The 22,070-nt window shown below is 72.1% G+C and carries 21 protein-coding genes; 12 read left to right on the top strand and 9 right to left on the bottom strand.

Annotated features, from left to right (window positions below):
• The first annotated feature begins 87 nt into the window (after positions 1–87).
• On the top strand, positions 88–1,356 hold the full coding sequence (locus tag BIV25_RS05020; RefSeq protein WP_071370903.1) for an MFS transporter: 1,269 nt from the start codon (positions 88–90) through the stop codon (positions 1,354–1,356).
• Here the strand turns inward: BIV25_RS05020 and BIV25_RS05015 are convergent.
• Together BIV25_RS05015 and BIV25_RS05010 are read right to left on the bottom strand one after the other, a co-directional pair.
• Complete coding sequence (locus BIV25_RS05015) at positions 1,257–2,456, bottom strand: hypothetical protein (protein ID WP_071370902.1); 1,200 nt, start codon at positions 2,454–2,456, stop codon at positions 1,257–1,259. The genes BIV25_RS05020 and BIV25_RS05015 overlap by 100 nt on opposite strands.
• The gene (locus tag BIV25_RS05010; protein WP_071370901.1) at positions 2,453–3,394 is read right to left on the bottom strand and encodes a 5-dehydro-4-deoxyglucarate dehydratase; all 942 of its coding nucleotides are present in this window, start codon (positions 3,392–3,394) and stop codon (positions 2,453–2,455) included. The genes BIV25_RS05015 and BIV25_RS05010 overlap by 4 nt, the downstream gene beginning before the upstream one ends.
• Positions 3,395–3,605: 211 nt before the next feature.
• Here BIV25_RS05010 and BIV25_RS05005 point away from each other — a divergent pair, with 211 nt between their 5' ends.
• The 7 genes from BIV25_RS05005 (at position 3,606) to BIV25_RS04975 (ending at position 11,001) form a co-directional block, all read left to right on the top strand.
• Complete coding sequence (locus BIV25_RS05005) at positions 3,606–4,415, top strand: NAD(P)-dependent oxidoreductase (protein ID WP_071370900.1); 810 nt, start codon at positions 3,606–3,608, stop codon at positions 4,413–4,415.
• Between the two features lie 288 nt (positions 4,416–4,703).
• Positions 4,704–5,474: a DeoR/GlpR family DNA-binding transcription regulator gene (locus BIV25_RS05000; protein ID WP_071370990.1), complete on the top strand. Its 771-nt coding sequence runs from the start codon at positions 4,704–4,706 to the stop codon at positions 5,472–5,474.
• 100 nt (positions 5,475–5,574) lie between these two features.
• A complete protein-coding gene (locus BIV25_RS04995; protein WP_071370899.1) occupies positions 5,575–6,945 on the top strand; it encodes a sugar ABC transporter substrate-binding protein in 1,371 nt (456 codons plus the stop codon).
• Entirely contained in the window at positions 6,942–7,880 is a 939-nt protein-coding gene (locus tag BIV25_RS04990) for a carbohydrate ABC transporter permease (protein ID WP_071370898.1), read from the top strand. Before BIV25_RS04995 ends, BIV25_RS04990 begins: the two co-directional genes overlap by 4 nt.
• Positions 7,877–8,713 carry a carbohydrate ABC transporter permease gene (locus BIV25_RS04985; RefSeq protein WP_071370897.1) on the top strand — a complete coding sequence of 279 codons (837 nt, stop codon included), beginning with the start codon at positions 7,877–7,879 and terminating at the stop codon, positions 8,711–8,713. The genes BIV25_RS04990 and BIV25_RS04985 overlap by 4 nt, the downstream gene beginning before the upstream one ends.
• Positions 8,710–9,699, top strand: a complete 990-nt coding sequence (locus BIV25_RS04980) for a zinc-dependent alcohol dehydrogenase family protein (protein ID WP_071370896.1) — start codon at positions 8,710–8,712, stop codon at positions 9,697–9,699. The genes BIV25_RS04985 and BIV25_RS04980 overlap by 4 nt, the downstream gene beginning before the upstream one ends.
• 111 nt (positions 9,700–9,810) lie before the next feature.
• Positions 9,811–11,001, top strand: a complete 1,191-nt coding sequence (locus BIV25_RS04975) for a TerD family protein (RefSeq protein ID WP_071370895.1) — start codon at positions 9,811–9,813, stop codon at positions 10,999–11,001.
• Positions 11,002–11,067: 66 nt separating this feature from the next.
• On the opposite strand, the gene BIV25_RS04970 is transcribed toward BIV25_RS04975, so the two are convergent.
• The 3 genes from BIV25_RS04970 to BIV25_RS04960 form a co-directional block, all read right to left on the bottom strand.
• A complete protein-coding gene (locus tag BIV25_RS04970; RefSeq protein WP_071370894.1) occupies positions 11,068–11,634 on the bottom strand; it encodes a TetR/AcrR family transcriptional regulator in 567 nt (188 codons plus the stop codon).
• A 98-nt stretch (positions 11,635–11,732) separates the two neighbouring features.
• Entirely contained in the window at positions 11,733–13,196 is a 1,464-nt protein-coding gene (locus tag BIV25_RS04965) for an alkaline phosphatase PhoX (protein WP_071370893.1), read from the bottom strand.
• Positions 13,197–13,366: 170 nt separating this feature from the next.
• The gene (locus BIV25_RS04960; RefSeq protein ID WP_071370892.1) at positions 13,367–14,794 is read right to left on the bottom strand and encodes a hypothetical protein; all 1,428 of its coding nucleotides are present in this window, start codon (positions 14,792–14,794) and stop codon (positions 13,367–13,369) included.
• A 277-nt stretch (positions 14,795–15,071) separates the two neighbouring features.
• On the opposite strand from BIV25_RS04960, the gene BIV25_RS04955 reads away from it, so the two are divergent.
• Positions 15,072–16,898 (top strand): endonuclease/exonuclease/phosphatase family protein, encoded by a 1,827-nt coding sequence (locus BIV25_RS04955; RefSeq protein ID WP_071370891.1) that lies wholly within the window; start codon positions 15,072–15,074, stop codon positions 16,896–16,898.
• 13 nt (positions 16,899–16,911) lie between these two features.
• On the opposite strand, the gene BIV25_RS04950 is transcribed toward BIV25_RS04955, so the two are convergent.
• The 4 genes from BIV25_RS04950 to BIV25_RS50780 all read right to left on the bottom strand — a co-directional run bounded on the left by BIV25_RS04950 (position 16,912) and on the right by BIV25_RS50780 (position 19,311).
• Complete coding sequence (locus BIV25_RS04950; protein WP_071370890.1) at positions 16,912–17,661, bottom strand: SRPBCC domain-containing protein; 750 nt, start codon at positions 17,659–17,661, stop codon at positions 16,912–16,914.
• 15 nt (positions 17,662–17,676) lie between these two features.
• Positions 17,677–18,384, bottom strand: a complete 708-nt coding sequence (locus tag BIV25_RS04945) for a helix-turn-helix domain-containing protein (RefSeq protein ID WP_079176423.1) — start codon at positions 18,382–18,384, stop codon at positions 17,677–17,679.
• 85 nt (positions 18,385–18,469) lie between these two features.
• Positions 18,470–19,156, bottom strand: coding sequence for a hypothetical protein (locus tag BIV25_RS04940; protein ID WP_071370889.1), 687 nt, complete (start codon positions 19,154–19,156; stop codon positions 18,470–18,472).
• A complete protein-coding gene (locus tag BIV25_RS50780) occupies positions 19,153–19,311 on the bottom strand; it encodes a hypothetical protein (protein WP_177235156.1) in 159 nt (52 codons plus the stop codon). Before BIV25_RS50780 ends, BIV25_RS04940 begins: the two co-directional genes overlap by 4 nt.
• A 175-nt stretch (positions 19,312–19,486) precedes the next feature.
• Here BIV25_RS50780 and dapA point away from each other — a divergent pair, with 175 nt between their 5' ends.
• The 3 genes from dapA (at position 19,487) to BIV25_RS04925 (ending at position 22,035) form a co-directional block, all read left to right on the top strand.
• Entirely contained in the window at positions 19,487–20,389 is a 903-nt protein-coding gene (gene dapA, locus BIV25_RS04935; protein ID WP_071370888.1) for a 4-hydroxy-tetrahydrodipicolinate synthase, read from the top strand.
• A 58-nt stretch (positions 20,390–20,447) separates the two neighbouring features.
• Positions 20,448–20,954, top strand: a complete 507-nt coding sequence (locus tag BIV25_RS04930) for an HAD domain-containing protein (RefSeq protein WP_079176422.1) — start codon at positions 20,448–20,450, stop codon at positions 20,952–20,954.
• Positions 20,955–21,237: 283 nt separating this feature from the next.
• The gene (locus tag BIV25_RS04925; RefSeq protein ID WP_071370886.1) at positions 21,238–22,035 is read left to right on the top strand and encodes a maleylpyruvate isomerase family mycothiol-dependent enzyme; all 798 of its coding nucleotides are present in this window, start codon (positions 21,238–21,240) and stop codon (positions 22,033–22,035) included.
• Positions 22,036–22,070: the final 35 nt, after the last annotated feature.

The raw sequence follows: 22,070 nt of genomic DNA, 5'->3' as shown, positions 1-22,070 counted from the left end.
CCGGTGCGGAACCCGCCGGTCCGCCACACCGGAATAGGGCATCTCACCGATCCCCGCCCACCCTCCTTAGCTCCACGATGACCAGGCATGACGACTTCGTGGAGCCTGCCGCGCGTCCTGCGGGACCGCAACGCGGCGCTGTATCTCACGGGCCTGGCGGTGTCCGCCTTCGGCACCTCCTCGCTGTGGCTCGCCTCGGGCGTGTGGGTCAAGGACCTCACCGGGTCCGACGGTCTGGCCGCCCTGTGCATGCTCGCCCTGTGGGCGCCCACCCTCGCGGGCCCGGCACTCGGCACGGTCGCCGACCGGGTGCGCCGGGGGCCCCTGCTGGTCCGCATGGACCTGGGGCTCGCCGCCGCCCTCCTCACGCTCTTCGCCGTCCGCTCCCCCGGCGGGCTGTGGCTGCTGTTCACCGTCCTGTTCCTGTACGGCACGGTGGCGGTCGTCGCCGAGGCCGCCGTGGCGGGGCTGGTGACCGCCGCCGTCGACGAGGACCTCCTCGGCGACTTCAACGGGCTGCGGATGACCGTCACGGAGGGCATGAAGCTGGTCGCCCCGCTGACCGGGGCGGGCCTGTACGCCGCCTTCGGCGGTCCGGCGGTCGCCTGCCTGGACGCGGTCACCTTCGTGGTCTCCGCCGGTCTGGTCGCCCTGCTGCGGGTGCGCGAGGAACGGCCCGTACGGCCGGGTGGCGGCTGGCGCGGGGAGACCGCGCGGGGCGTGCGGCATCTGTGGGGGCACCCCGGGCTGCGTCCGCTGGTCGCGGCGGGCGGTACGACGATGCTGCTCGGCTCGCTGAGCGCCACGACGGTGTACGCGGTCGTGGACCGGCTCGGCCGCTCACCCGCCTACACGGGCGTGCTGTACGCCGTCCAGGGCGCGGGTTCGGTGGCGGCCGGACTCGTGGCGGGGGCCGCGCTGCGGCGCCTCGGCGGGCGCCGGCTCGCGGCGGCGGGCATCGCGCTGAACGCGGTCGCGGTGGCCGCGCGGGCGGTGCCGTCGGACGCGGTGGCCCTCGGGTCCGCCGCGGCGACCGGGCTGGCGCTGCCGTGCGTGCTCGTCGCGGTGTTCACCGCCGTCCAGCGGGAGACGCCCGGCCCGGTGCTGGGCCGGGCGACGGCCACGGCCAACGCCCTCGTCTTCACGCCCAACGTGATCGGGCTGGGCGTCGGGGCGGGCCTGGTCGAACTGGCCTCCCCCGCGCTGCTGTTGCCCCTCTACGGCCTCGCGATGCTGCTGACGGCGGCCGCGACGGCTCAGCGCGCGGACGGCCCGGACCGCCCGGACGACGCGGACAGCGCGGACAGCTCCTCCCGTACCGTGTCGAGGTCGTCGTCCGACGCCAACCCGGCGTGATACAGGCGCAGTTCCGTCGCGCCCTGCGCACGCGCGCGTGCCGCGTCCTGCGCGAGGGTGCCGGGGCTGCCGCCCACCCCGGAGACCACGGTGAAGTTGGCGGCGATCACCGTCCGCTCGCGCGCGTGGGCGGCGAAGGGCGCCAGCAGGCCGGTGCCGCCCGCGCACGGCACCACCACACCGTCGGCGACGGCGAGCACGCGCGCGGGGTCGGCGCCGGCGTTGGCGCCGCAGTGGTGCGAGACCGGGTCGGCGTGCAGCAGGATCCGGAAGCCGGCCGGTGCGGCGGCGCGGACGGCGGCGACGGCCTCCTCCTGGAGGGTGCCGGCGGTCTCCTCGCGCCACGCGCGCGTGCGGGCCGCCGGCTCCTCGCCGAGCCGGTCGACGACAGTCGGCCAGCCCTCGTCGTCCGCCGCGCCCCGCCACAGCGGCTCCAGGGCGTCGCGCACGGACGCCGCCAACCGGTCGGGGTCGAGGCCGTGTTCGCCGTAGCCGTCGCGGCAGGACGGGCAGAAGCACAGGGCCATCAGGTACTGCCCGGCCTCGCCGAGGCCGACCCCGCCGGTCTTGTCGTGGGCGTGCAGATGCTGGAGCCCGTACCAGCCGAGGGACTCCAGCTCGGTGCCGTGCGCGCCGGGGCGTACGGCGGCCTCGGCGGCGAGGTCGACCAGGTACGCGCGCGTGGCGGGCTGGGCGATGCAGGGCGCCCAGGGGTAGCGGTCGCCGTAGGCGTTGACGACGGAGGTGTCCGGATGCTCGGCGCCCATGCGGGAGTTGTGCGCGAGCACGACCCAGGTGTGCACCTCCAGGCCGGCCGCGGCCAGGGCCCGTGCCGCCTCGCCGTAGGCGTCGCCCGGGGCCCAGCGGCCGGCGGCACGGGGGCGCAGGTCGCGGCCCGCCCAGCGGTCGCCGGGCGGGTAGAGGACGGCCGCGTACTCGGCGGTGACGATGCGGTGGCGGGGGTGGCGGGGCGTCAGGGTGCGGGTGGAGTGGTAGGCGGCGGCGAGGGTCACCTGCCGTATCCCGAGTCCGGCCACGCGCGCGGGGGCCGCGGGATCGCCGTTGACGTCCCAGGGGTAGACGAACGCCGACGCCTTCACCGGCCCTCCTCCAGCAGTGCGTAGCCGCGCTCGATCAGCTGGGCGAGCTGCTTGACGTGTTCCTCGGACGGTTCGTGCAGCGGGGGCCGGACCTCGCCGACGTCCAGGCCGCGCAGCCGTACGCCCGCCTTGACGAGGGAGACGGCGTAGCCGTGGCCCTGGGCTCGCAGTTCCACGAGCGGGCGGTAGAAGCCGTCCAGGAGGCGCCGCACGGTCGCCGTGTCGCCCTCCGCGAGGGCGCCGTGGAAGGTCCGGGCGATCTCGGGGGCGAAGCAGAAGACGGCCGAGGAGTACAGGGTGATGCCGAGGGCGTGGTAGGCGAGCTGGGTCTGCTCGGCGGTGGGCAGGCCGTTGAAGTAGAGGAGGTCGCCGGGGGCCTCGGTGCGCACGGCGCTGACGATGCGCTGCATGAGGTCGAGGTCGCCGAGGCCGTCCTTGAGGCCGATGATGCCGTCGGTGCGGGCGAGTTCGACCACCGTGGGCGGGGTGAAGACGGCGTTGTCGCGCTGGTAGACGATGACCGGCAGGGCCGTGGCGGCGGCGACCTCGCGGTAGTGCCGCAGCAGCCCTTCCTGGCCGGCTTTGACGAGGTACGGCGGCATGGCGAGCAGGCCGTCGGCGCCCGCCTCCTCGGCCAGGCGCGCGTAGCGGACGGCGAGCGCGGTGCCGTACCCGGCGCCCGCGACGACCGGCACACGCCCCTCGGCGGCCTCGACCGCGGCCCGGACGCAGTCCTTGAACTCCTCCGGCAGCAGTGCGTGGAACTCTCCGGTGCCGCAGCAGGCGAACACGGCCGCGGCGCCGGCCTCGACGCCCCGGCGCACATGGGTGCGGTAGACGTCGAGGTCGAGGGCGCCGCCCGGGGCGTAGGCCGTGACGGGGAAGAAGAGCGGCCCGCTCGGGTCGCTGAGCCGTTCGGTGAGAGGGGCTGGCGTCACGAGCTCTCCCTTGAGAAACACCGGTGCATGTTTCTGATTTACGTCTACATTTCTGAACGCGACTACGCTAAGGGCCCCCTTGCGGCAGGTCAAGCAGGCAAACCCGCAACTCCCGAGCGGATTCACCGCGCTCACGCGACACTTGACGCCGCCCGGTGAAGCTCTCTAACTTGTCCATGTATGTGAATATCGGCCACAAGGAGAACCGAGGATGCCCGCTCCCCGCACCGTTCTACTCACCGGCGCCGCCGGCGGGCTCGGCACCCTGATGCGCTCCCTGCTGCCGGAGTACGGCTACGCGCTGCGCCTGTTCGACATGCGCCCCGTCGAGGGCGCGCCGGACGCGATCACCGCCGACCTCGGCGACACGGCGGCGGTGCGCGAGGCGGTGCGGGGCGTGGACGCGGTCCTCCATCTCGCGGGCATCTCCCTGGAAGCCCCGTTCGAGAAGATCCTCAAGGCGAACATCGAGGGCACCTACCACCTCTACGAGGCGGCCCGCCAGGAGGGTGTGCCCCGGATCGTCTTCGCCTCCTCCAACCACGCCGTCGGCTTCACCCCCGCCCCGCGCACGGGCGAACCGCTCATCCCGGTCGACACGCCGCGCCGCCCGGACACCTTCTACGGCCTGTCCAAGTCCTTCGGCGAGGATCTCGCCCAGCTGTACTGGGACAAGCACGGCCTGGAGACCGTCTCGGTGCGCATCGGCTCCTGTTTCCCGGAGCCGACCAGCGTGCGCATGCTCTCGGTGTGGATGAGCCCGGCCGACGGCGCCCGCCTCTTCCACGCGGCCCTGACCGCCGAGGAGGTCGGCCACACGGTCGTCTACGGCTCCTCCGCGAACACCCGGCTGTGGTGGGACCTGACCACCGCGCGGGCGCTCGGTTACGCGCCGCAGGACGATTCCGAGCCGTACGCCGGCAAGCTGATCGCCGAGCAGGGCGAGCTGGACCCGGCGAACCCGGCCCACGGCCGCCTGGGCGGCCACTTCGTGAGCGACCCGCCGATCTGGCCGTACTGACGCCACGGAAGGCGTCCGGAAAGAGGGCTCCCGGCGGCGGAAAACCGTCGCCCACGCGCGCGGGCGGGCACCGAACGGGCCCGCCCGCCGCCGTGTTCGGGCATCCGGGCCGCCCGCTCCCACCCCGCCGGACACGGCCTCGCAGGTCGGCGGCGGGCACCACGCTCGGCAAACGGGCCCACACGGGCAGAAACGGGCCCACGACAGGCTTGGTCGGTGCCACGCCCCCGCTGTAGAACTTCCCCCATGGGCCCGAACGGGCGGTTCCACGCGGAAGCGGGTGACGGCATGAGCACCAGGACGGCAGAAGAGCGCCAGCGCGAGATCGTGCTGGCGGCGCGCGCCACCGGCTCGGTCGACGTCGCCGCGCTCGCCGAGGAACTGGGCGTGGCCAAGGAGACCATCCGGCGCGATCTGCGCGCCCTGGAGGACCACGGCCTGGTCCGCCGCACGCACGGCGGCGCCTATCCGGTGGAGAGCGCCGGCTTCGAGACGACGCTCGCCTTCCGCGCCACCAGCCATGTGCCCGAGAAACGCCGGATCGCGGCCGCCGCGGCCGGGCTGCTCGGGGACGCCGAGACGGTCTTCGTCGACGAGGGCTTCACCCCGCAGCTCATCGCCGAGGCCCTGCCCACCGACCGGCCGCTCACCGTGGTCACCGCCTCGCTGCCGGTCGCGGCCGCCCTCGCCGAGTCCGAACAGGTCTCGGTGCTGCTGCTCGGCGGCCGGGTCCGGGCGGGCACGCTGGCCACCGTCGACCACTGGACGACGAAGATGCTCGCCGGCTTCGTCCTCGACCTGGCCTTCATCGGCGCCAACGGCATCTCCCGCGAGTACGGCCTGACCACGCCCGACCCGGCGGTCAGCGAGGTCAAGGCACAGGCGCTGCGCGCCGCCCGGCGGACCGTGTTCGCGGGCGTGCACACCAAGTTCGGCGCGGTCAGCTTCTGCCGGTTCGCCGAGGTCGGCGCGCTGGAGGCGATCGTGACGAGCACCCAGCTACCGGCCGCCGAGGCCCACCGATACTCCCTGCTGGGCCCCCAGGTCATCAGGGTCTGAAAAACAAACCGACCAGGTCCGAAAAACAAACTCCCTCACCTCCAGGGGCTCTTCACGCCCAGGAGTGCCCCTTATCTCCCCATACCTCCAGGAGCGACCCATGCGCACCCCGAGCCGACGGAGGCCGCGAGCCACGCTCGCCATGGCCGCCGCGGGAACGCTGCTCGCCCCGCTGCTCTCCGGCTGCTGGGCCGGCGCGGGCGGGACCGGTTCCGGCGGCGACTCCATCAACGTCCTGATGGTCAACAACCCGCAGATGACCGAGTTGCAGAAGCTGACCGCCGCGCACTTCACCAAGGAGACCGGCATCAAGGTCAACTTCACGGTCCTGCCCGAGAACGACGTCCGCGACAAGATCAGCCAGGACTTCGCCAACCAGGCCGGGCAGTACGACGTCGCCACCCTGTCCAACTACGAGATACCGATCTACGCCCGCAACGGCTGGCTGCACGAGATGGACTCGTACGTCGCGAAGGACCCGTCGTACGACGAGAACGACGTCCTCGAACCGATGCGCCAGTCCCTCACCGCCGACGACGGCAAGCTCTACGGGCAGCCCTTCTACGGCGAGTCGTCGTTCCTGATGTACCGCAAGGACGTCTTCGCGGCGAAGGGCCTCACCATGCCCGCCCACCCGACCTGGCAGCAGGTCGCCGACCTCGCCGCGAAGGCGGACGGCGCGAAACCCGGGATGAAGGGCATCTGTCTGCGCGGACTGCCCGGCTGGGGCGAGATGATCGCACCGCTGACGACGGTCGTGAACACCTTCGGCGGCACCTGGTTCGACAAGGGCTGGAAGGCCCGCCTGGACTCGCCGGAGTTCGAGAAGGCGACAAAGTTCTATGTCGATCTCGTCCGTGCGCACGGCGAGTCCGGCGCCGCCCAGTCCGGCTTCGCCGAGTGCCTGAACGACATGACCCAGGGCAAGGTCGCCATGTGGTACGACGCCACGAGCGCCGCCGGGCTGCTGGAGGCGAACGGCTCACCGGTCAAGGGCAAGCTCGCCTACGCCCCGGCCCCCGTCGAGAAGACCCCGTCCTCCGGCTGGCTCTACACCTGGGCCTGGGGCATCCAGAAGGCCTCCCGCAACCCCGACAAGGCCTGGAAGTTCGTCTCCTGGGCGTCGGGCAAGGGCTATGAGCAGCTGGTCGGCGAGACCGGCGGCTGGCCGAACGTCCCGGCGGGCAAGCGGGCGTCGACGTACGAGAACGCCGACTACCGCGCGTCGGCCGCCTCCTTCCAGGAGATGACCAGGCAGGCCATCGAGAGCGCCCGGCCGAACGACCCCGGGGTGCAGCCGCGGCCCGCACCCGGCATCCAGTTCGTCGGCATCCCGGAGTTCACCGACCTCGGCACCAAGGTCTCCCAGGAGATCAGCGCGGCCATCGCCGGACGTCAGTCCGTCGGCTCGGCCCTGAAGAAGTCCCAGCAGCTCGCCGAGAAGATCTCCAAGGAGTACGAGGGACGATGACAGCCACGACCACGGCCGCCCTCGCGGCCTCCCCCGCACACATGGTGAAACGACCCACCGCCCGGCTGCGCGCCTGGGCCACCCGGGCCCCGCTGCTGCCGGCCCTCGTCTTCATGATCGCCGTGACCCAACTGCCGTTCGTGGCCACGCTGGTGATCTCCTTCTTCGACTGGAACGCCCTCTATCCCAAGGCCCGTCACTTCACCGGCCTGGACAACTACCGCCAGGTGCTGACCGACGCCGACCTGCGCCAGTCGGTGTGGACGACCGTGCTGCTCACGGTGGCGGTGGTGCTGGCCAGCCTGGTGCTGGGGCTGGCGCTCGCCCTGCTGCTGGACCGCAGGTTCCGCGGCCGGGGCATCGTCCGCACCCTGCTGATCGCGCCCTTCCTGGTGGTGCCCGTGGCCGCGGCGCTGCTCTGGAAGCATGTGCTCTACAACCCTGAATACGGCCTGCTCAATGGGTTGTTGCACTATGTGGGCGGCCCCCAGCCGGACTGGATCTCCCAGACCCCGCTGCTCGCGGTCGAGGCCTCCCTGGTGTGGCAGTGGACGCCGTTCATGATGCTGATCCTGCTCGCCGGACTGCAGAGCCGGGACCAGCAGCAGATCGAGGCCGCCCGGGTCGACGGCGCGAACGACTGGCAGGTCTTCCGCCATCTGACCCTCCCCCACCTGCGCCGCTACCTCGAACTCGGCGCCCTGCTCGGCTCGATCTACATCGTGCAGAACTTCGACGCGGTCTTCACGATCACCTCGGGCGGCCTGGGGACGGCGAACCTGCCGTACACGGTCTACCAGAGCTTCTACCAGGCCCATGAGAACGGCCTCGCCTCGGCGGCCGGCGTCCTGGTCGTCATCGGCTCGATCATCATCGCCACCTTCGCGCTGCGCGTGGTGTCGTCCCTGTTCCGCGAGGAGGTGTCCCGCGCATGACCGCCGTATCGCGCATACTGCGCCGGAACGGACTGGGCCTCGTGGCCTGGCTGGCCGGGATCGTGTTCTTCCTGCCGATCGCCTGGATGGCGCTGACCTCCTTCCACTCGGAGGCGGACGCGGCGACCAACCCGCCGTCCTTCACGGCGTCGCTGACACTCGACGGCTACCGGGAGTTCTTCGGCAGCGGCGGCGGGGCGAGCCCGTGGCCCGCGCTGATCAACTCCACGGTGGCGTCGGTCGTCTCCACGCTCTGCGTCCTCCTCCTGGCCCTCCCGGCGGCGTACGCGCTGTCGATCCGGCCGGTGAAGAAGTGGACGGACGTGCTGTTCTTCTTCCTGTCCACGAAGATGCTGCCGGCCGTCGCGGGCCTGCTGCCGATCTACCTGTTCGCCAAGAACACCGGGATGCTCGACAACATCTGGCTCCTGGTCATCCTCTACACCTCCATGAACCTGCCGATCGCGGTGTGGATGATGCAGTCCTTCCTCGCCGAGGTGCCGGTCGCGATCATCGAGGCGGCGCGTGTGGACGGCGCCCGGCTGCCGACGATCCTCGCGCGCGTGGTCGCGCCGATCGCCCTGCCCGGCATCGCCGCGACCTCCCTGATCTGCTTCATCTTCAGCTGGAACGAGCTGCTGTTCGCCCGGGTGCTGACGGGCGTGGTCGCCGAGACCGCCCCCGTCTTCCTTACCGGCTTCATCACCAGCCAGGGCCTGTTCCTGGCCAAGGTGTGCGCCGCGTCGCTCGTCATCTCCCTGCCGGTGCTCGCCGCGGGGTTCGCCGCCCAGGACAAACTGGTCCAGGGCCTGTCGTTGGGAGCCGTGAAATGAAGGCCGCCGTCATCGAGTCCGTGGGCCGCGCCGTGGTCACCGAGGTGCCCGACCCGACACCGGGCCCGCGCGAGGTCGTCGTGGAGGTGGCGGCCTGCGGCCTGTGCGGCACCGATCTGCACATCCTCCAGGGCGAGTTCGCGCCCAAGCTGCCGATCGTCCCCGGGCACGAGTTCGCGGGCGAGGTCGTCGGGATCGGCGGCCAGGTCACCGAGGTCGCGATCGGCGACCGGGTGGCCGTGGACCCCTCGCTGTACTGCTACGAGTGCCGTCACTGCCGCGACGGCCACAACAACCTGTGCGAGCGGTGGGCCGCGATCGGCGTGACCACGGCGGGCGGGGCGGCACAGTACGCGGTCGCACCCGTGGCGAACTGCGTGAAGCTGCCGGAGCACGTACGCACCGAGGACGCGGCCCTCGTGGAACCGCTGTCCTGCGCGGTACGGGGCTACGACATCCTCAACAGCCGCCTCGGCGCCCACGTTCTGGTCTACGGCTCCGGCACCATGGGCCTGATGATGCTGGAGCTGGCCAAGCGCACGGGCGCGGCGAGCGTGGACGTGGTGGACGTGAACCCGACGCGGCTGGAGACGGCACGGCGTCTCGGCGTGTCGGCCGCGGCGGCCGGCGCGGACGAGCTGGAGCGCCCGCAGGGCTGGGACGTGGTCGTGGACGCGACCGGCAACGCGGCGGCGATCCAGGACGGCCTGGGCCGGGTGGCGAAGGCGGGCACCTTCCTGCAGTTCGGGGTGGCCGACTACGCGACCCGGGTGACCATCGACCCGTACCGCATCTACAACCAGGAGATCACCATCACCGGCTCCATGGCGGTGCTGCACAGCTTCGAGCGGGCGGCGGAGCTGTTCGCGAACGGCGTGCTGGATCCGGAAGTCTTCATCAGCGACCGGATCCCGCTGGAGCGCTATCCGCAGGCGCTGGAGCAGTTCGCGGCGGGGGTGGGCCGGAAGATCGTGGTGGTTCCCTGAGCCGGCTTCGGGCGGGGCCCGGATCCTGTTCGGGGTCGGGCCCCTGAGCCGATTGGGGGTTGGGTAAGGGAACGGTAAAGCGGTGTCGTTCGTTCACCCGGCATGACAGCTATGACCCCAGGCTCGAACATCCCTCTGCCGGCCGCCCGTGTCGCGGTGGACGTGGCCGCGCCCGTGCGGCTCGATGTGTCGGGCCTGCTGCTCACGGGCGACGGCAAGGTGCGCTCGGACGACGACTTCATCTTCTACAACCAGCCGACGGGCCCGGGCGTGACCTACACGTCCGGCGGGGGCGCGGCCCCCGACTCGGTCACGGTCGACACCCTCGCCGTCCCGCCGGACATCGAGAAGATCGTGGTCACCGCCAGCCCGGACGCGGCCGGCCAGACCTTCCAGGGCGTCGAACCGACGGCCACGATCCGCGACGCGGACACCGGCGCGGCGCTGGCCACGTTCACCCCGCCCCGGCTCGGCGCGGAGACGGCGCTGGTCGTCGTGGAGCTCTACCGCCGGGGCGGCGCCTGGAAGGCCCGCGCCGTGGGCCAGGGGTACGCCGACGGCCTGGCCGGCATCGCGACGGACTTCGGCGTGACGGTGGAGGAACCGGCCGCGGCCCCCGCGGCACCGCCGCAGCCGGTGACCCCGCCGGCCCCGCCTATGTCCACCCCGGCGGCTCCCCCGATGCCGCCGGCCCCGCCCGCCCCCGCCCCCGTCCCCGGCGCCGGGAAGGTGAACCTGGACAAGGGCCGGGTCAGTCTCCAGAAGAACCAGACGGTGTCCCTGGTCAAGGCCGGCCGCCCGCTGCTCACCCAGGTGAAGATGGGCCTCGGCTGGGAGCCGGCGTTCCGCGGCGCGGACATCGACCTGGACGCCTCGGTCATCGCGTACGGCCCGCAGCGCAACCACGTCGACAGCTGCTACTTCGGCAAGCTGACGATCCTGAACGGCGCGATCAAGCACTCGGGCGACAACCTCACCGGTGAGGGCGGGGGCGACGACGAGGTGATCGTGGTCGACCTCGGCCGCATCCCCCCGGAGGTCACCGGTCTGGTCTTCACGGTCAACTCCTTCTCCGGCCAGAAGTTCACGGAGGTCGCCAAGGCCTACTGCCGCCTGGTCGACGCGGCCACCGACGAGGAGCTGGTCCGCTTCGACCTGACCAACGCCGAGCCCCAGACGGGCGTCATGATGGCCAAGCTCGTCCGGCAGTTCTCCGGCGAGTGGGACATGACGGCAGTGGGCGACTTCGTCAAGGCCCGCACGGTCCGGAACATGGTGGATCCGGGGGCGCGGGCCCTGTAGCCCCCGCCACGGAACAGCCGCACAGCCACACGCCGACGCAGCCACCGCGCCCCTCGGGGCGCGGGGCTACGCCCGCAGTCCCTCCGTCACCAGTGCCAGATAGCGCCGGATCTGCGTACCCTTCTCGTCCGCCAGCTCCGCTGCCGTGGTCACCCCGTGGGCCAGCCGCAGCAGTTCGACCGGCTCCAGGTCGGCGCGCAGGAAACCGTCCGCCCGCGCGGCCTCGATCAGCCGGCCCGCCGCGCCGCGCACGGTCGTCCCGCACGCCGTCAGCGCCGCCGTGCTGCCGTCCGTGACCGCCGATCCGAGCAGCGCCTTCAGTCCGCGCACCTGGATCGAGCCGACGCACAGCTCGTACAGCCACTCCATCAGCGCTTCGCCCGGCGGCAGCCGCGCCGCCAGCTCGTCGGCCCGCGCGCCGAGTGCCTCGACACGGCCCACGTACGCGGCCTGCAACAGCGCCTGCCGCGTGGGGAAGTGCCGGTACAGCGTCCCGGAGCCGACGCCCGCCCGTTTGGCGATGTCGTCGAGCGACGCGCTCTCCCCATGCTCGGCGAAGGCCTCCGCCGCCACCTTCAGCAACCGCTCGTAGTTGCGCCGAGCATCCGCGCGCATGGGCCTGACCTGCGCCATCCCGTTACTCCTTGCCAACCGGGGGCTCTCTCCGCATGGTATCGGACACCAAGGGCCGAGGCCCGGCAGGACGGCCGCGGCGCGAGCGGAGGAACGGGTTACCGCTTCTGCCGCTTCCACGGCCCGGTGATGGCCAGCATGATGCCCGGGGTCTGGATGTTGGCGTACAGGGTCCTGCCGTCGGGCGAGAAGGTGACACCGGTGAACTCGCTGTATTCCGGCTGCGCCGCGGTGCCGATGTTGAGTTCGTTGCGGGCGATCGGGTACGTGCGACCGCTCTCGGTGGCGCCGAACAGGTGCTGGACGCCCTCGCCGTCCTCGGCGATGACGAGGCCGCCGTAGGGGGAGACGGTGATGTTGTCGGGGCCGTCGAAGGCGCCGTCCTGTGCGGGGTCCGGGTTGACTCCGAGCAGCACCTTCAGCGTGAGGGTGCGGCGCTTCGGGTCGTAGAACCAGACCTGGCCGTCGTGCGGGACCGGGCTCTCCTCGCGGGCGTAGGAGGAGACGACGTACGCGCCGCCGTCGGCCCACCACATACCCTCCAGCTTGCGGGCGCGGGTGACCTGGCCGGTGGTGAACTGCTTGCGGACGGAGACGGCCTTGGCGTCGCGGTCGGGGACGTCCACCCAGTCGACGCCGTAGACCGTGCCGATCCTCGTGGCGCGGGAGAGGTCGTCGACGAACTTCCCGCCGGAGTCGAAGCACTTGAAGGCCTGGAGCACGCCCGCGTCGTCCGCGAGGGTGCGCAGCTTGCCGCGGCCGTGGCGGAAGCCCTCCGGCGGGGTCCAGCGGTACAGCAGGCCGTTGGGTCCGGAGGCGTCCTCGGTGAGGTAGAGGTGGCCGCGCCCGGGGTCGGTGACGACGGCCTCGTGGGCGTAGCGGCCGAGCGCCTTGACCGGCTTCGGGTCGCGGTTGGCCCGGCGGTCGGCGGGGTCGACCTCGAAGACGTAGCCGTGGTCCTTGGTCATGCCGTTGTGGCCGGCCTTGTCCTCGGTCTCCTCACAGGTCAGCCAGGTGCCCCACGGGGTGCTGCCGCCCGCGCAGTTGGTGGCGGTGCCCGCGATGCCCACCCACTCGGCCACCTGGTCGCGGCGGACCTCGACCACCGTGCAGCCACCGGCCGCCGCCGGGTCGTAGACGAGGCCCTCGGTGAGCGGCACCGGGTGCGGCCACGCGGCGCGGGGGCCGGCCAGCTCGTGGTTGTTGACGAGCAGGGTGGCACCGCGCGGGCCCTCGAAGGTGGCGGTGCCGTCGTGGTTGGACGGGGTGAACTCGCCGGACTCCAGCGTGGTGCGGCCGCTGTAGGTGATGACGCGATACGTGAAGCCCTCGGGCAGGGCGAGGAGACCGGCCGGGTCGGCGATCAGGGGGCCGTAGCCGACGCCGTGCCGGCCGCGCGCCGCCGTACCGTCCGCGGCTCCGGTACCGGCCGCGGTCCCGGCGTCGTCCGTGGCGGCGAGGGCGCCGGGGGCACTGGCGAGGGCACCGACGCTGCCTGCCAGCACCACTCCGGCGCCGGTGATCGCGGATGTTCTGGTGAAGTCCCTGCGGGTGAGCGACATGGTGTCTCCTGAGACGGTGGGAGTGCCGTGGAGGGTGGCGTCCTCGGTCCGGCGCACACGCTCGTGCCCGCTTCTGAACACCGGTTGAACGCCGGGCGACTTCAGAGCCCTTTGTTCAAGAATCCGTATGCACTACCCCATGCCGAACCCAAGGGGTTCTTCGGCCGCTCTCAACTCCCTTGCTGGGAGCGTGCCTTGAACGCCGCCTTCCGGGCCTCTTTCGCCACCTTCTTGTCCGGGTGCAGCCGGCCCATCGCCTCCAGCACGTCGGCGGTGGCCGGATGCTCCACCCGCCACGCGGCCGCGAAGAACCCGCTGTGCTGTGCGGCCAGCCCCTCGACCAGGACCTGCAGCTCCTCGGAGTTGCCCTCCGCGGCCAGCTGCGCGGCGACCGTGTCGATGGTCAGCCAGAAGACCATGTCCTCGGACGGCGCCGGCACCCCGGCGGCGCCCTGCTCCGTCAGCCACACCCGGGCGAGGCCGCCCAGCTCCGGATCGTCCAGCACCTCGCGCAGCGCCGGTTCGGCGTCCCCGCCGATCAGCGACAGAGCCTGCTGGCAGCGCAGCCGGCGCAGCGGCGCGCCCTCGTCACCGCCGCGCGCGGCCGCGAGCAACTCCCGTGCTGCGTCCAGTGCTTGACGCCGAGTCAGCCACAGCTCGGTCTCGGCCTGGGCCGCCGACGGCCCGAATCCGGACGTGCCGTCGAGCAGCGCGTCCGCGCCCTTGTCGGCCAGCTCCCCGACGGCCGGCGCCTCGAAGCCGGCGTCCAGCAGCCGCGCCCGCAGCCCGTAGGCGCCGAGCGGGGTGAGCCGGACCATGCCGTAGCGGGAGACGTCGGTGTCGTCGACAGGCTCCGCCGGTTCCTCGTCGGTGTCGGCCATGAGGGCCTCGTCGACGGGCTGGTACTCCACGAGCCCGACCGGCTCCAGCACCCGGAACTGGTCGTCCAGCCGCATCATCGCGTCGGAGACCTGCTCCAGGACGTCGTTGGTGGGCTCACCCATGTCGTCGGGGACGATCATCGAGGCGGCGAGGGCGGGCAGCGGGACGGGGCCGTCGCCGGGGCCGTCCTCACTCACGGTCAGCAGGTAGAGGTTGCCGAGGACGCCGTCGAGGAACTCCGACTCGGCCTCGGGGTCCCAGTCGAGTGACGAGAAATCGACCCCGCCGCCCTCGTCCAGCGCGCCGACCAGATCGTCCAGGTCGGGCACGGCGGCGTCGGCGAGGACGGTCTCGACGGCGGCCAGCCACACCGTGAGCACGTCGTGCGGGGAACCGCCGGTGAGCAGCGCCAGCTCGTCCCCCGCCCGGACCGTCCCCTCCTCCTCGTCCACGATCTCGACCAGCCCGGCGTCCACCGCGACCCGCCAGGCCTCCCCGGCGTGGCCGGCGGCGTCGTCCCCGGTCAGTCCGAGCAGTTCGGCGGCGGCCGGAAGCTGCTCCTCGGCCAGGCCGCCGCCGGCGTCCACACGGGTGTCGGGTCCGGCCCAGCGGGCGAGGCGGGCGGCGCGGGAGAGCAACGGCGTGGACAGCGCGGCACGCGCCAGCTCCGCTTCGGGACGCAGCCGTACGGGCGGCAGGGGGGAGCTGTCTGACATCGGCTGGTTCTCCTCGGACCGTGAACGGGCTCGACCGCTCAGCCTAGACGGATTTCCACCCATGCCGCCCGGTTCATCTCTCCGTCGGCCGCCGTACATGGCTGAAACCTTGACAACTCCCTTGCACGAGTTGGAGATTGACGCGCGTAGAAGTTCGGGGGACAACTGTTCACTCGGCTCTACGCGTGTCACGGAGGGCGACCAGCCCCCCACGCTCCCGATCCGCCCCCGTGCCCCACCTCGTCCCGGCGCTTCGTCACATCCCCGGAGGGATCCCTTGCCGAGCAGGTCTTCCGCGCGTCTTGCCGCGCTCACCGTCGCCGCCGTCTGTTCCGCCGCGTCCGCCGTGGTGCTCACCTCTCCCGCGCACGCCGACTCCGTGCGCATCCACGACATCCAGGGCACGACCCGGATCTCGCCGCTCGCCGGCCAGAAGGTGACGGACGTGCCCGGCATCGTCACGGCCACGCGCACGTACGGCTCCTCCAGAGGTTTCTGGATGCAGGATCCGACCCCGGACGACGACCCGCGCACCAGCGAGGGCGTGTTCGTCTTCACCGGCTCCACGCCGAAGGTCGCGGTCGGCGACTCGGTGACGGTGACCGGCACGGTCTCCGAGTACGTCCCGGGCGGCGCCTCGTCCGGCAACCAGTCCCTGACGGAGATCACCAAGCCGACGGTCACCACGGTCTCCACCGGCAACCCGGTCCCGGCGCCGGTCGTGATCGACGCGAAGTCGGTCCCGAGCCGGTACACCCCGGCGGGTGACACGGCCGCGAACGGCTCGGTCAACGGCCTGACGCTGCGGCCGTCGACGTACGCCCTGGACTACTACGAGTCCCTGGAGGGCATGAACGTCCAGGTCGCCGACACGCGCGTGGTCACCGCGACCGACCCGTACAGCGAGCTGTGGGTCACGGTGAAGCCGTACGAGCACCGCACCCGCCGCGGCGGCACGGTCTACGGCTCCTACGACTCGCAGAACACCGGCCGGCTCCAGATACAGTCGCTGGGCGCGACCGCCGACTTCCCGAAGGCGAACGTCGGCGACACGCTCACCGGCACCACCACCGGCCCGCTCGACTTCAACCAGTACGGCGGCTACACGCTGGTCGCGAGCAAGCTCGGCACGCTGAAGAGCGCGGGCCTGGAGCGCGAGACCACGCGCAAGCAGTCGGGCCGCGAGCTGGCGGTGGCGACGTACAACGTCGAGAACCTCGATCCGTCGGACCACACGTTCGACCAGCACGCCGCCGCGATCGTGCACAATCTGCAGTCGCCGGACATCGTGTCCCTGGAGGAGATCCAGGACGACAACGGCGCCACGGACGACGGCACCGTCGACGCGAGCGTCACCGTGAACAAGCTGATCGACGCGATCGTCGCGGCGGGCGGCCCGAAGTACGACTGGCGGTCCATCAACCCGGTCAACGACCAGGACGGCGGCGAGCCGGGCGGCAACATCCGCCAGGTGTTCCTGTTCAACCCCGCCCGGGTGTCCTTCGTGGACCGCGCCGGCGGCGACTCCACCACTCCGGTCGGCGTCACCAAGGTGAACGGCAAGGCGGAGCTGACGGCCTCGCCGGGCCGGGTCGACCCGGCGAACGCGGCCTGGAAGGACAGCCGCAAGCCGCTGGCCGGCCAGTTCGTCTTCCACGGCAAGACCGTCTTCGTGATCGCCAACCACCTGATCTCCAAGGGCGGCGACCAGCCGCTGACCGCGCAGTACCAGCCGGTGACGCGCAGCTCCGAGATCCAGCGCCACGCGCAGGCGACGGCGGTGAACGCGTTCGTCAAGGACATCCTGAAGGTCCAGAAGAACGCGGACGTCATCGCGCTCGGCGACATGAACGACTTCGAGTTCTCCGGCACCGCCAAGATCCTCGAAGGCGACGGCGCGCTGTGGTCGGCGATCAAGTCCCTGCCGAAGAGCGAGCGTTACACCTACGACTACCAGGGCAACGAGCAGGTCCTGGACCAGATCCTGATCAGCCCGCGGATCCGGCGCGACGGCGACTTCGCGTACGACAGCGTGCACATCAACTCGGAGTTCAACGACCAGATCAGCGACCACGACCCGCAGGTGCTGCGCCTGCGCCCCTAGGCGTCGCCCGGTGTCAGGCCTGGTCGAACACCCCGTTCAGCCAGGCCTGCCAGGCGGTCCCGGTCGCCTCGGCATCGGCGTCCGGCGCGAAGTCGTGGACGCTGATGCCGAGCGGGGCGCCCCAGTGGCCGCGCCCGAAGAACCGGATGAGCGCGCCCTCGGTGCGCAGCCCGAGGAAGTACGGGTTGCGGTAGTCGACGACGGCGTCCAGGGGCCGTCCGCCGGGCCCGCGGACGCCGGTCTTCGTCCCCGCGGCCGCGTCGTCCGGCAGGCCGAGGGCGTGGGCGACGGCGGCGAGCGCCTGCTGGGTCGCCGAGGCCGCGGGCCCGTCGGCCTGGGCGAAGGTGACCGGGCGGGGCGCGAAGTGGGTGAGGTACTCGCACAGGGTGTGCAGATAGAAGTTGGTGTGCTTGCTCGCGCCGTCGTACTGGTTGTTCCAGTCGTCGGTGAAGACGCCGCTGTGCACGTAGCGCACCCAGGCGCGGCGGCCCTCGTCGCGGGACTCGATGGTGTAGTCGAGCTGGTTGGCCGACTGGGTGGGCATGCCCGTGTTCTCGCTGCGGTTGGTGTAGCGGTGGGGCGGATCCCAGGCGGTGACGGTGGAGCCGAAGGGTCCCGAGCCGCCGACGCGGGGCTCGGGCGGGTCCATCGGCCAGAGGTAGGCGCCGGACGCGTTGACGACCGCGTCCCACACCTGCTCGGGCGGGACGTCGACCTCGAACTCGCGGACGATCTCGAATTCCTTGGGTGATTCCTGGGACATGGCGGGGGCTCCTGCTTACTGATCCGGTGCGGGGGTGGGCTGGTCCTCTGCGGCGGGGCCGACGGCTGGGCCGGCTGCGGGGTCCGCGACCGCGGGGTCCTTGGGCGTGGGGTCTTCGAGCGGGGGTTCTTTACGTGTCGGTTCTCTGAGCGTGGGGTGGAGGGCGACGACGATCCGGTGGTCCCGGCCGCCCTCGGCGCCCGGGGCGTCGTACTTGCGGACCAGGGCGCTCACGCCCGCCGTCAACTCCTGCACGAAGGCCGCGCGGTCGGCGGCGGAGGCGAAGCGGACCTGGCCGTCCAGGGCGTAGGTCGCCAGCTGCCGCCGGGCCTTGGCGGCGCCGGTGATCAGCGCGCCGACGTCCCGTACCAGACGGGCGCCGAGCGCGAGCAGCCAGCGCGCGGACAGCTGGTCACGGAAGCGCTCCGGGTCCGGCTGCACGGCGGGCAGGGCGGCCGGCGAGATGACGTACGACGCGGCGGTCGCGCGCATCAGCCGCTCGGTGACGTTGCCCTTGCGGCGCTCCCCGGCCAGTTCGACCAGGCCGTGCCGCTCCAGCGCCTTGAGGTGGTAGTTCACCTTCTGCCGGGGCAGTCCGACCTTGCCGGCCAGCATCGCGGCCGACGCGGGCTCGGCGGCCAGCTCGGCGAGCAGCCGGGCCCGTACGGGGTCCAGCGACACGGCGGCTGCCTCGGGGTCCTCGATCACGGTCACGTCCAGCATGCGCCCACCCTCGCACCGAAAACTTTTTTTGTCCAGACGGATCGAGTTTTCGGTGAGAGGGACGGCGCGTGACGGGTGACAGGGGCTAGGGGGTTCCCCCCTGCTCGCCGAGGCGGGCGAGCTGGGTCTGGAACCAGTCGAGGCGCGCCTGCAGCAGGGCGGCCTCGGCGACGAGTTCGGGCACGCCGAGCTCCGCGCCGGACGCCGGGTCGAGCGCCGGGAGCGCCGTGCCGACTCCGCCGCGCGCCACGACCTTCAGCCCGTCCCCGGCCAGCCGCGCGAACCCGGCGAGCGAGACGGACGTACGCCCGCGCACGCACCCGGCGCAGACGGGAACGAGGGCGAGCCAGCCGGGGCGGCCCCAGCCGGCGTCGGCGAGCGCGACGGCGCCGGCCCCGCAGGCGCACGGGCCGGCGGTGGCCGTCCGCACCCGCTGGCGGGCGTAGCGGAATCCGCGCTCGAAGCGGATGTAGGCGCCGAGCACGGTGATCTCCAGCAGGAGCGCGGTGCGGTGCTCGGCGGTGCACAGCATGGCCTCGGCAGCCGCCTGGTCGTGGACGCAGTGGAAGCCGCAGTCGCACAGCCGCGCGGGCGGGCGGTGCCGTCGGCCGTAGACACAGGAGGCGTCGTCGAGCACGCCGTACGGCAGCGCGCCGCCGAGCGACACTCCGGTGAACCCGGCCCGGGTGCCGTCCTGGGACAGCACCGGGTGGGCGATCTTGTATCCGGTCGGCGGCTCCGTCGGGCGTTCCGCCGGGAGCCGCAGTCTCATCGGGCGGCCGGGACCTCTTCGCGGGCCGGCTCGGCCGGTTCGACGTGGACGGTGGCGGTGTCGGTGTCGGTGTCCTCGGGGAGCGGGATCTCTTCTTCGTGGACGCGCGGTCGCTCCTCGGCGACCCCGGTGGCCAGTGCCTTGCCGAGCTTCATGGTGCCTCCCATGACGGACTGACGGACGTCACTTGCCCCTTCGGCCATAGTGACCCATGAGGGCCCGTGTTGGACACAGCGCCGTCGGCCGCACACCCACTCATCAGAGATGCTTAGAAATACCACTTAGAAGAATTAAGTAGAGCTACGCCGTCACGCTGCCGAGACTACCCTCATGACGAGTACACGCGACACCGCCCGGCCCTTCGGCCGCACCCTCTGCGCGATGATCACGCCGTTCACCGAGGCGGGCGCCCTCGATCTGGACGGGGCCCGGAGACTGGCCGCGCGCCTGGTGGCCGAGGGCTGCGACGGCCTGGTGCTGAACGGCACCACGGGCGAGTCGCCCACCACCTCGGACACGGAGAAGGCGGAGCTGGTCGCGGCCGTCCGGGACGCGGTCGGCGACCGGGTGGCCCTGGTCGCGGGCGTGGGCAGCGCCGACACCCGGCACACCGTCGAGCTGGCGCTCGGGGCGCAGAAGGCGGGCGCCGACGGGGTGCTGGTGGTGACGCCGTACTACAGCCGGCCCCCGCAGGAGGCGGTCGAGGCACACTTCCGCCAGGTCGCCGACGCGAGCGGGCTGCCCGTGATGCTCTACGACATCCCGGGCCGCACCGGCACCCGGATCGAGCCGGACACGATGATCCGGCTGGCCGCACATCCGCGGATCGTGGCGGTCAAGGACTGCTCCTACGACTTCCTCGGCACCCAGAAGGTGCTGGCCCGCACGGAGTTGGCGTACTACGCGGGCTGCGACGAGCATGTGCTGGCGCTGTACGCGATCGGCGCGGCGGGCTGTGTGAGCACGGTCGGCAACGCCGTTCCGGGCCACATCGCGGCGATCCTCGACGCCTTCGACGCGGGCGACACCGCCCGGGCGCGCGAACTCCAGCTGCGCGCCACGGCGTTGATCGAGGCGATGATGGGCGCGGGCCTGCCGGGCACGGTCACCGCCAAGGCCCTCCTCTCCCGGCTCGGCCTGCCCGCGGGCCCGGTGCGCGCCCCACTGCTGCCGGCCGGCCGCGAGACGGCCGACCGACTGCTGGCCCTGTACGAGGAGTTGACGGCTGCCTGACCGGCGCTCACGCGGCCGGTCGACAGGTCCCGGTCGCCGCCTGCCGTACGGTGGCCCCGTGACCCGCCCCCTGCTGTTCCTGGACATCGACGGCCCACTGAACCCGTACGCGGCGAAACCGGAACGCCGGCCCGCGGGCTACACGACGATCCGGGTCCCCCTCGCCTACCGACGGCCCCTGCGGGTCTGGCTGAACCCGGCCCACGGCCCGGCGCTGCTCCGGCTCGGCTACGAACTGGTCTGGGCGACGAGCTGGATGGCGGAGGCCGGTGTGTGGATCGCACCGGTCGTCGGCCTGCCCGCCGACCTGCCGTACGTCGACTTCGGCCGGGGCCTGTTCGCCGAGCGCCCGGACGGCGTCCACTGGAAGACGGAGGCGATCGTGGCGTACGCCGCGGGCCGGCCGTTCGCCTGGGTGGACGACGAGCAGAGCCCGGCGGACACGCGGTACGTCAGAGCCCGTCACCCCGCTCCGGCCCTGCTGCACCACGTCGATCCACGGGTCGGCCTGCGGGAGGGCGACTTCACGGTCCTGCGGGAGTTCGCGGCAGGCGTCGGCGCATGACGCAAGGGCCCCTCACCAGGCGGTGAAGGGCGCTTCCGGGCGTACTGCGGGCGTCAGTTGCGGTTCCTGTCCGAGCCGGACCCGCGAGTCAATCGGAAACCTCGAATTGGGCACGGCGAGAGCGGCCGATGAGGCCTTGCCGGTGCGGCGTTGCGTGACCCACTGATCGTTTCGGACTGTGGACACGGCGTCGCCTGTGGGCGCCCGGCCCGTGCCGCGCGCTCGCCGCCTCGGCCGCGAAAATCACTGCCCGATTGTCGGAACACGGTGATAGGGAGTCCATGTGACAACGACACTTGCGTTCCCCGTTCTGTTGCGACTGATCGACGAACGGTCGAGCGCCTTCCGCGCCGCGGTCGCCTCCGCGCCCAGCCTCGACGTACAGGTGCCGACCTGCCCGGAGTGGACGCTGTTCGATCTGGCACAGCACATCGGGGAGGGGCGCCGCGCCTGGGCCGCCACCGTCGCCGCAGGGCCTGCCCCGGCCAAGTCCGCAGCGGAGGGCGCCCCGGCTACGCCTCGGGAGCGCGAGGCCGTGCCGGCCTGGTTGGCCGCGTCGACGCAGGAGTTGCTGGACGCACTGCGGGAGGCCGGCCCGGATCGCGGTTGCTGGACGTGGTGGGGTGCGTCCCAGTCACCGCAGACCTGTGGCGCCGTCGCCCGGCACCAGCTCCAGCAGATGGCGGTGCACACCTACGACGCCCAGGTCGCTGTGGGTGGCCCGGAGCCGCTGCCGGACGAGGTGGCACTCGACGGTGTCGAGGAGTTCCTGTCCACCTGCGTCGCAACGACGAGTGCCTGGCCGCACAGGCCCACCGCCTTCGACTTCCACGCCACCGAGGGCCACTCCTGGCGCCTCACGGTCGACGGCGACGGCGCACGCTCCACCCGTATCTCCGCGCCCGGCACGACGCCTGTCGCCGCTGCCGACGAGGGCCCGAACGCGGCTGGCGTCTCCGTTCGCGGCACGGCCAGTGAGCTGGTTCTCTTCGTGTACGACCGGATCCCGGCGGACTCCCTGCAGATCGAGGGAGACGTAAGTCTGTTCGACCTGCTCCGCGCGTGGGACCCGGAGGAGTAGGACGGCTGCCGTAGTGCAGGCATGGTGTGTGCCCA

Source organism: Streptomyces sp. MUSC 14 (assembly GCF_001866675.1).
Classification (GTDB): Bacteria; Actinomycetota; Actinomycetes; order Streptomycetales; family Streptomycetaceae; genus Streptomyces.
This window is presented reverse-complemented; position numbering and strand designations above follow the sequence as displayed.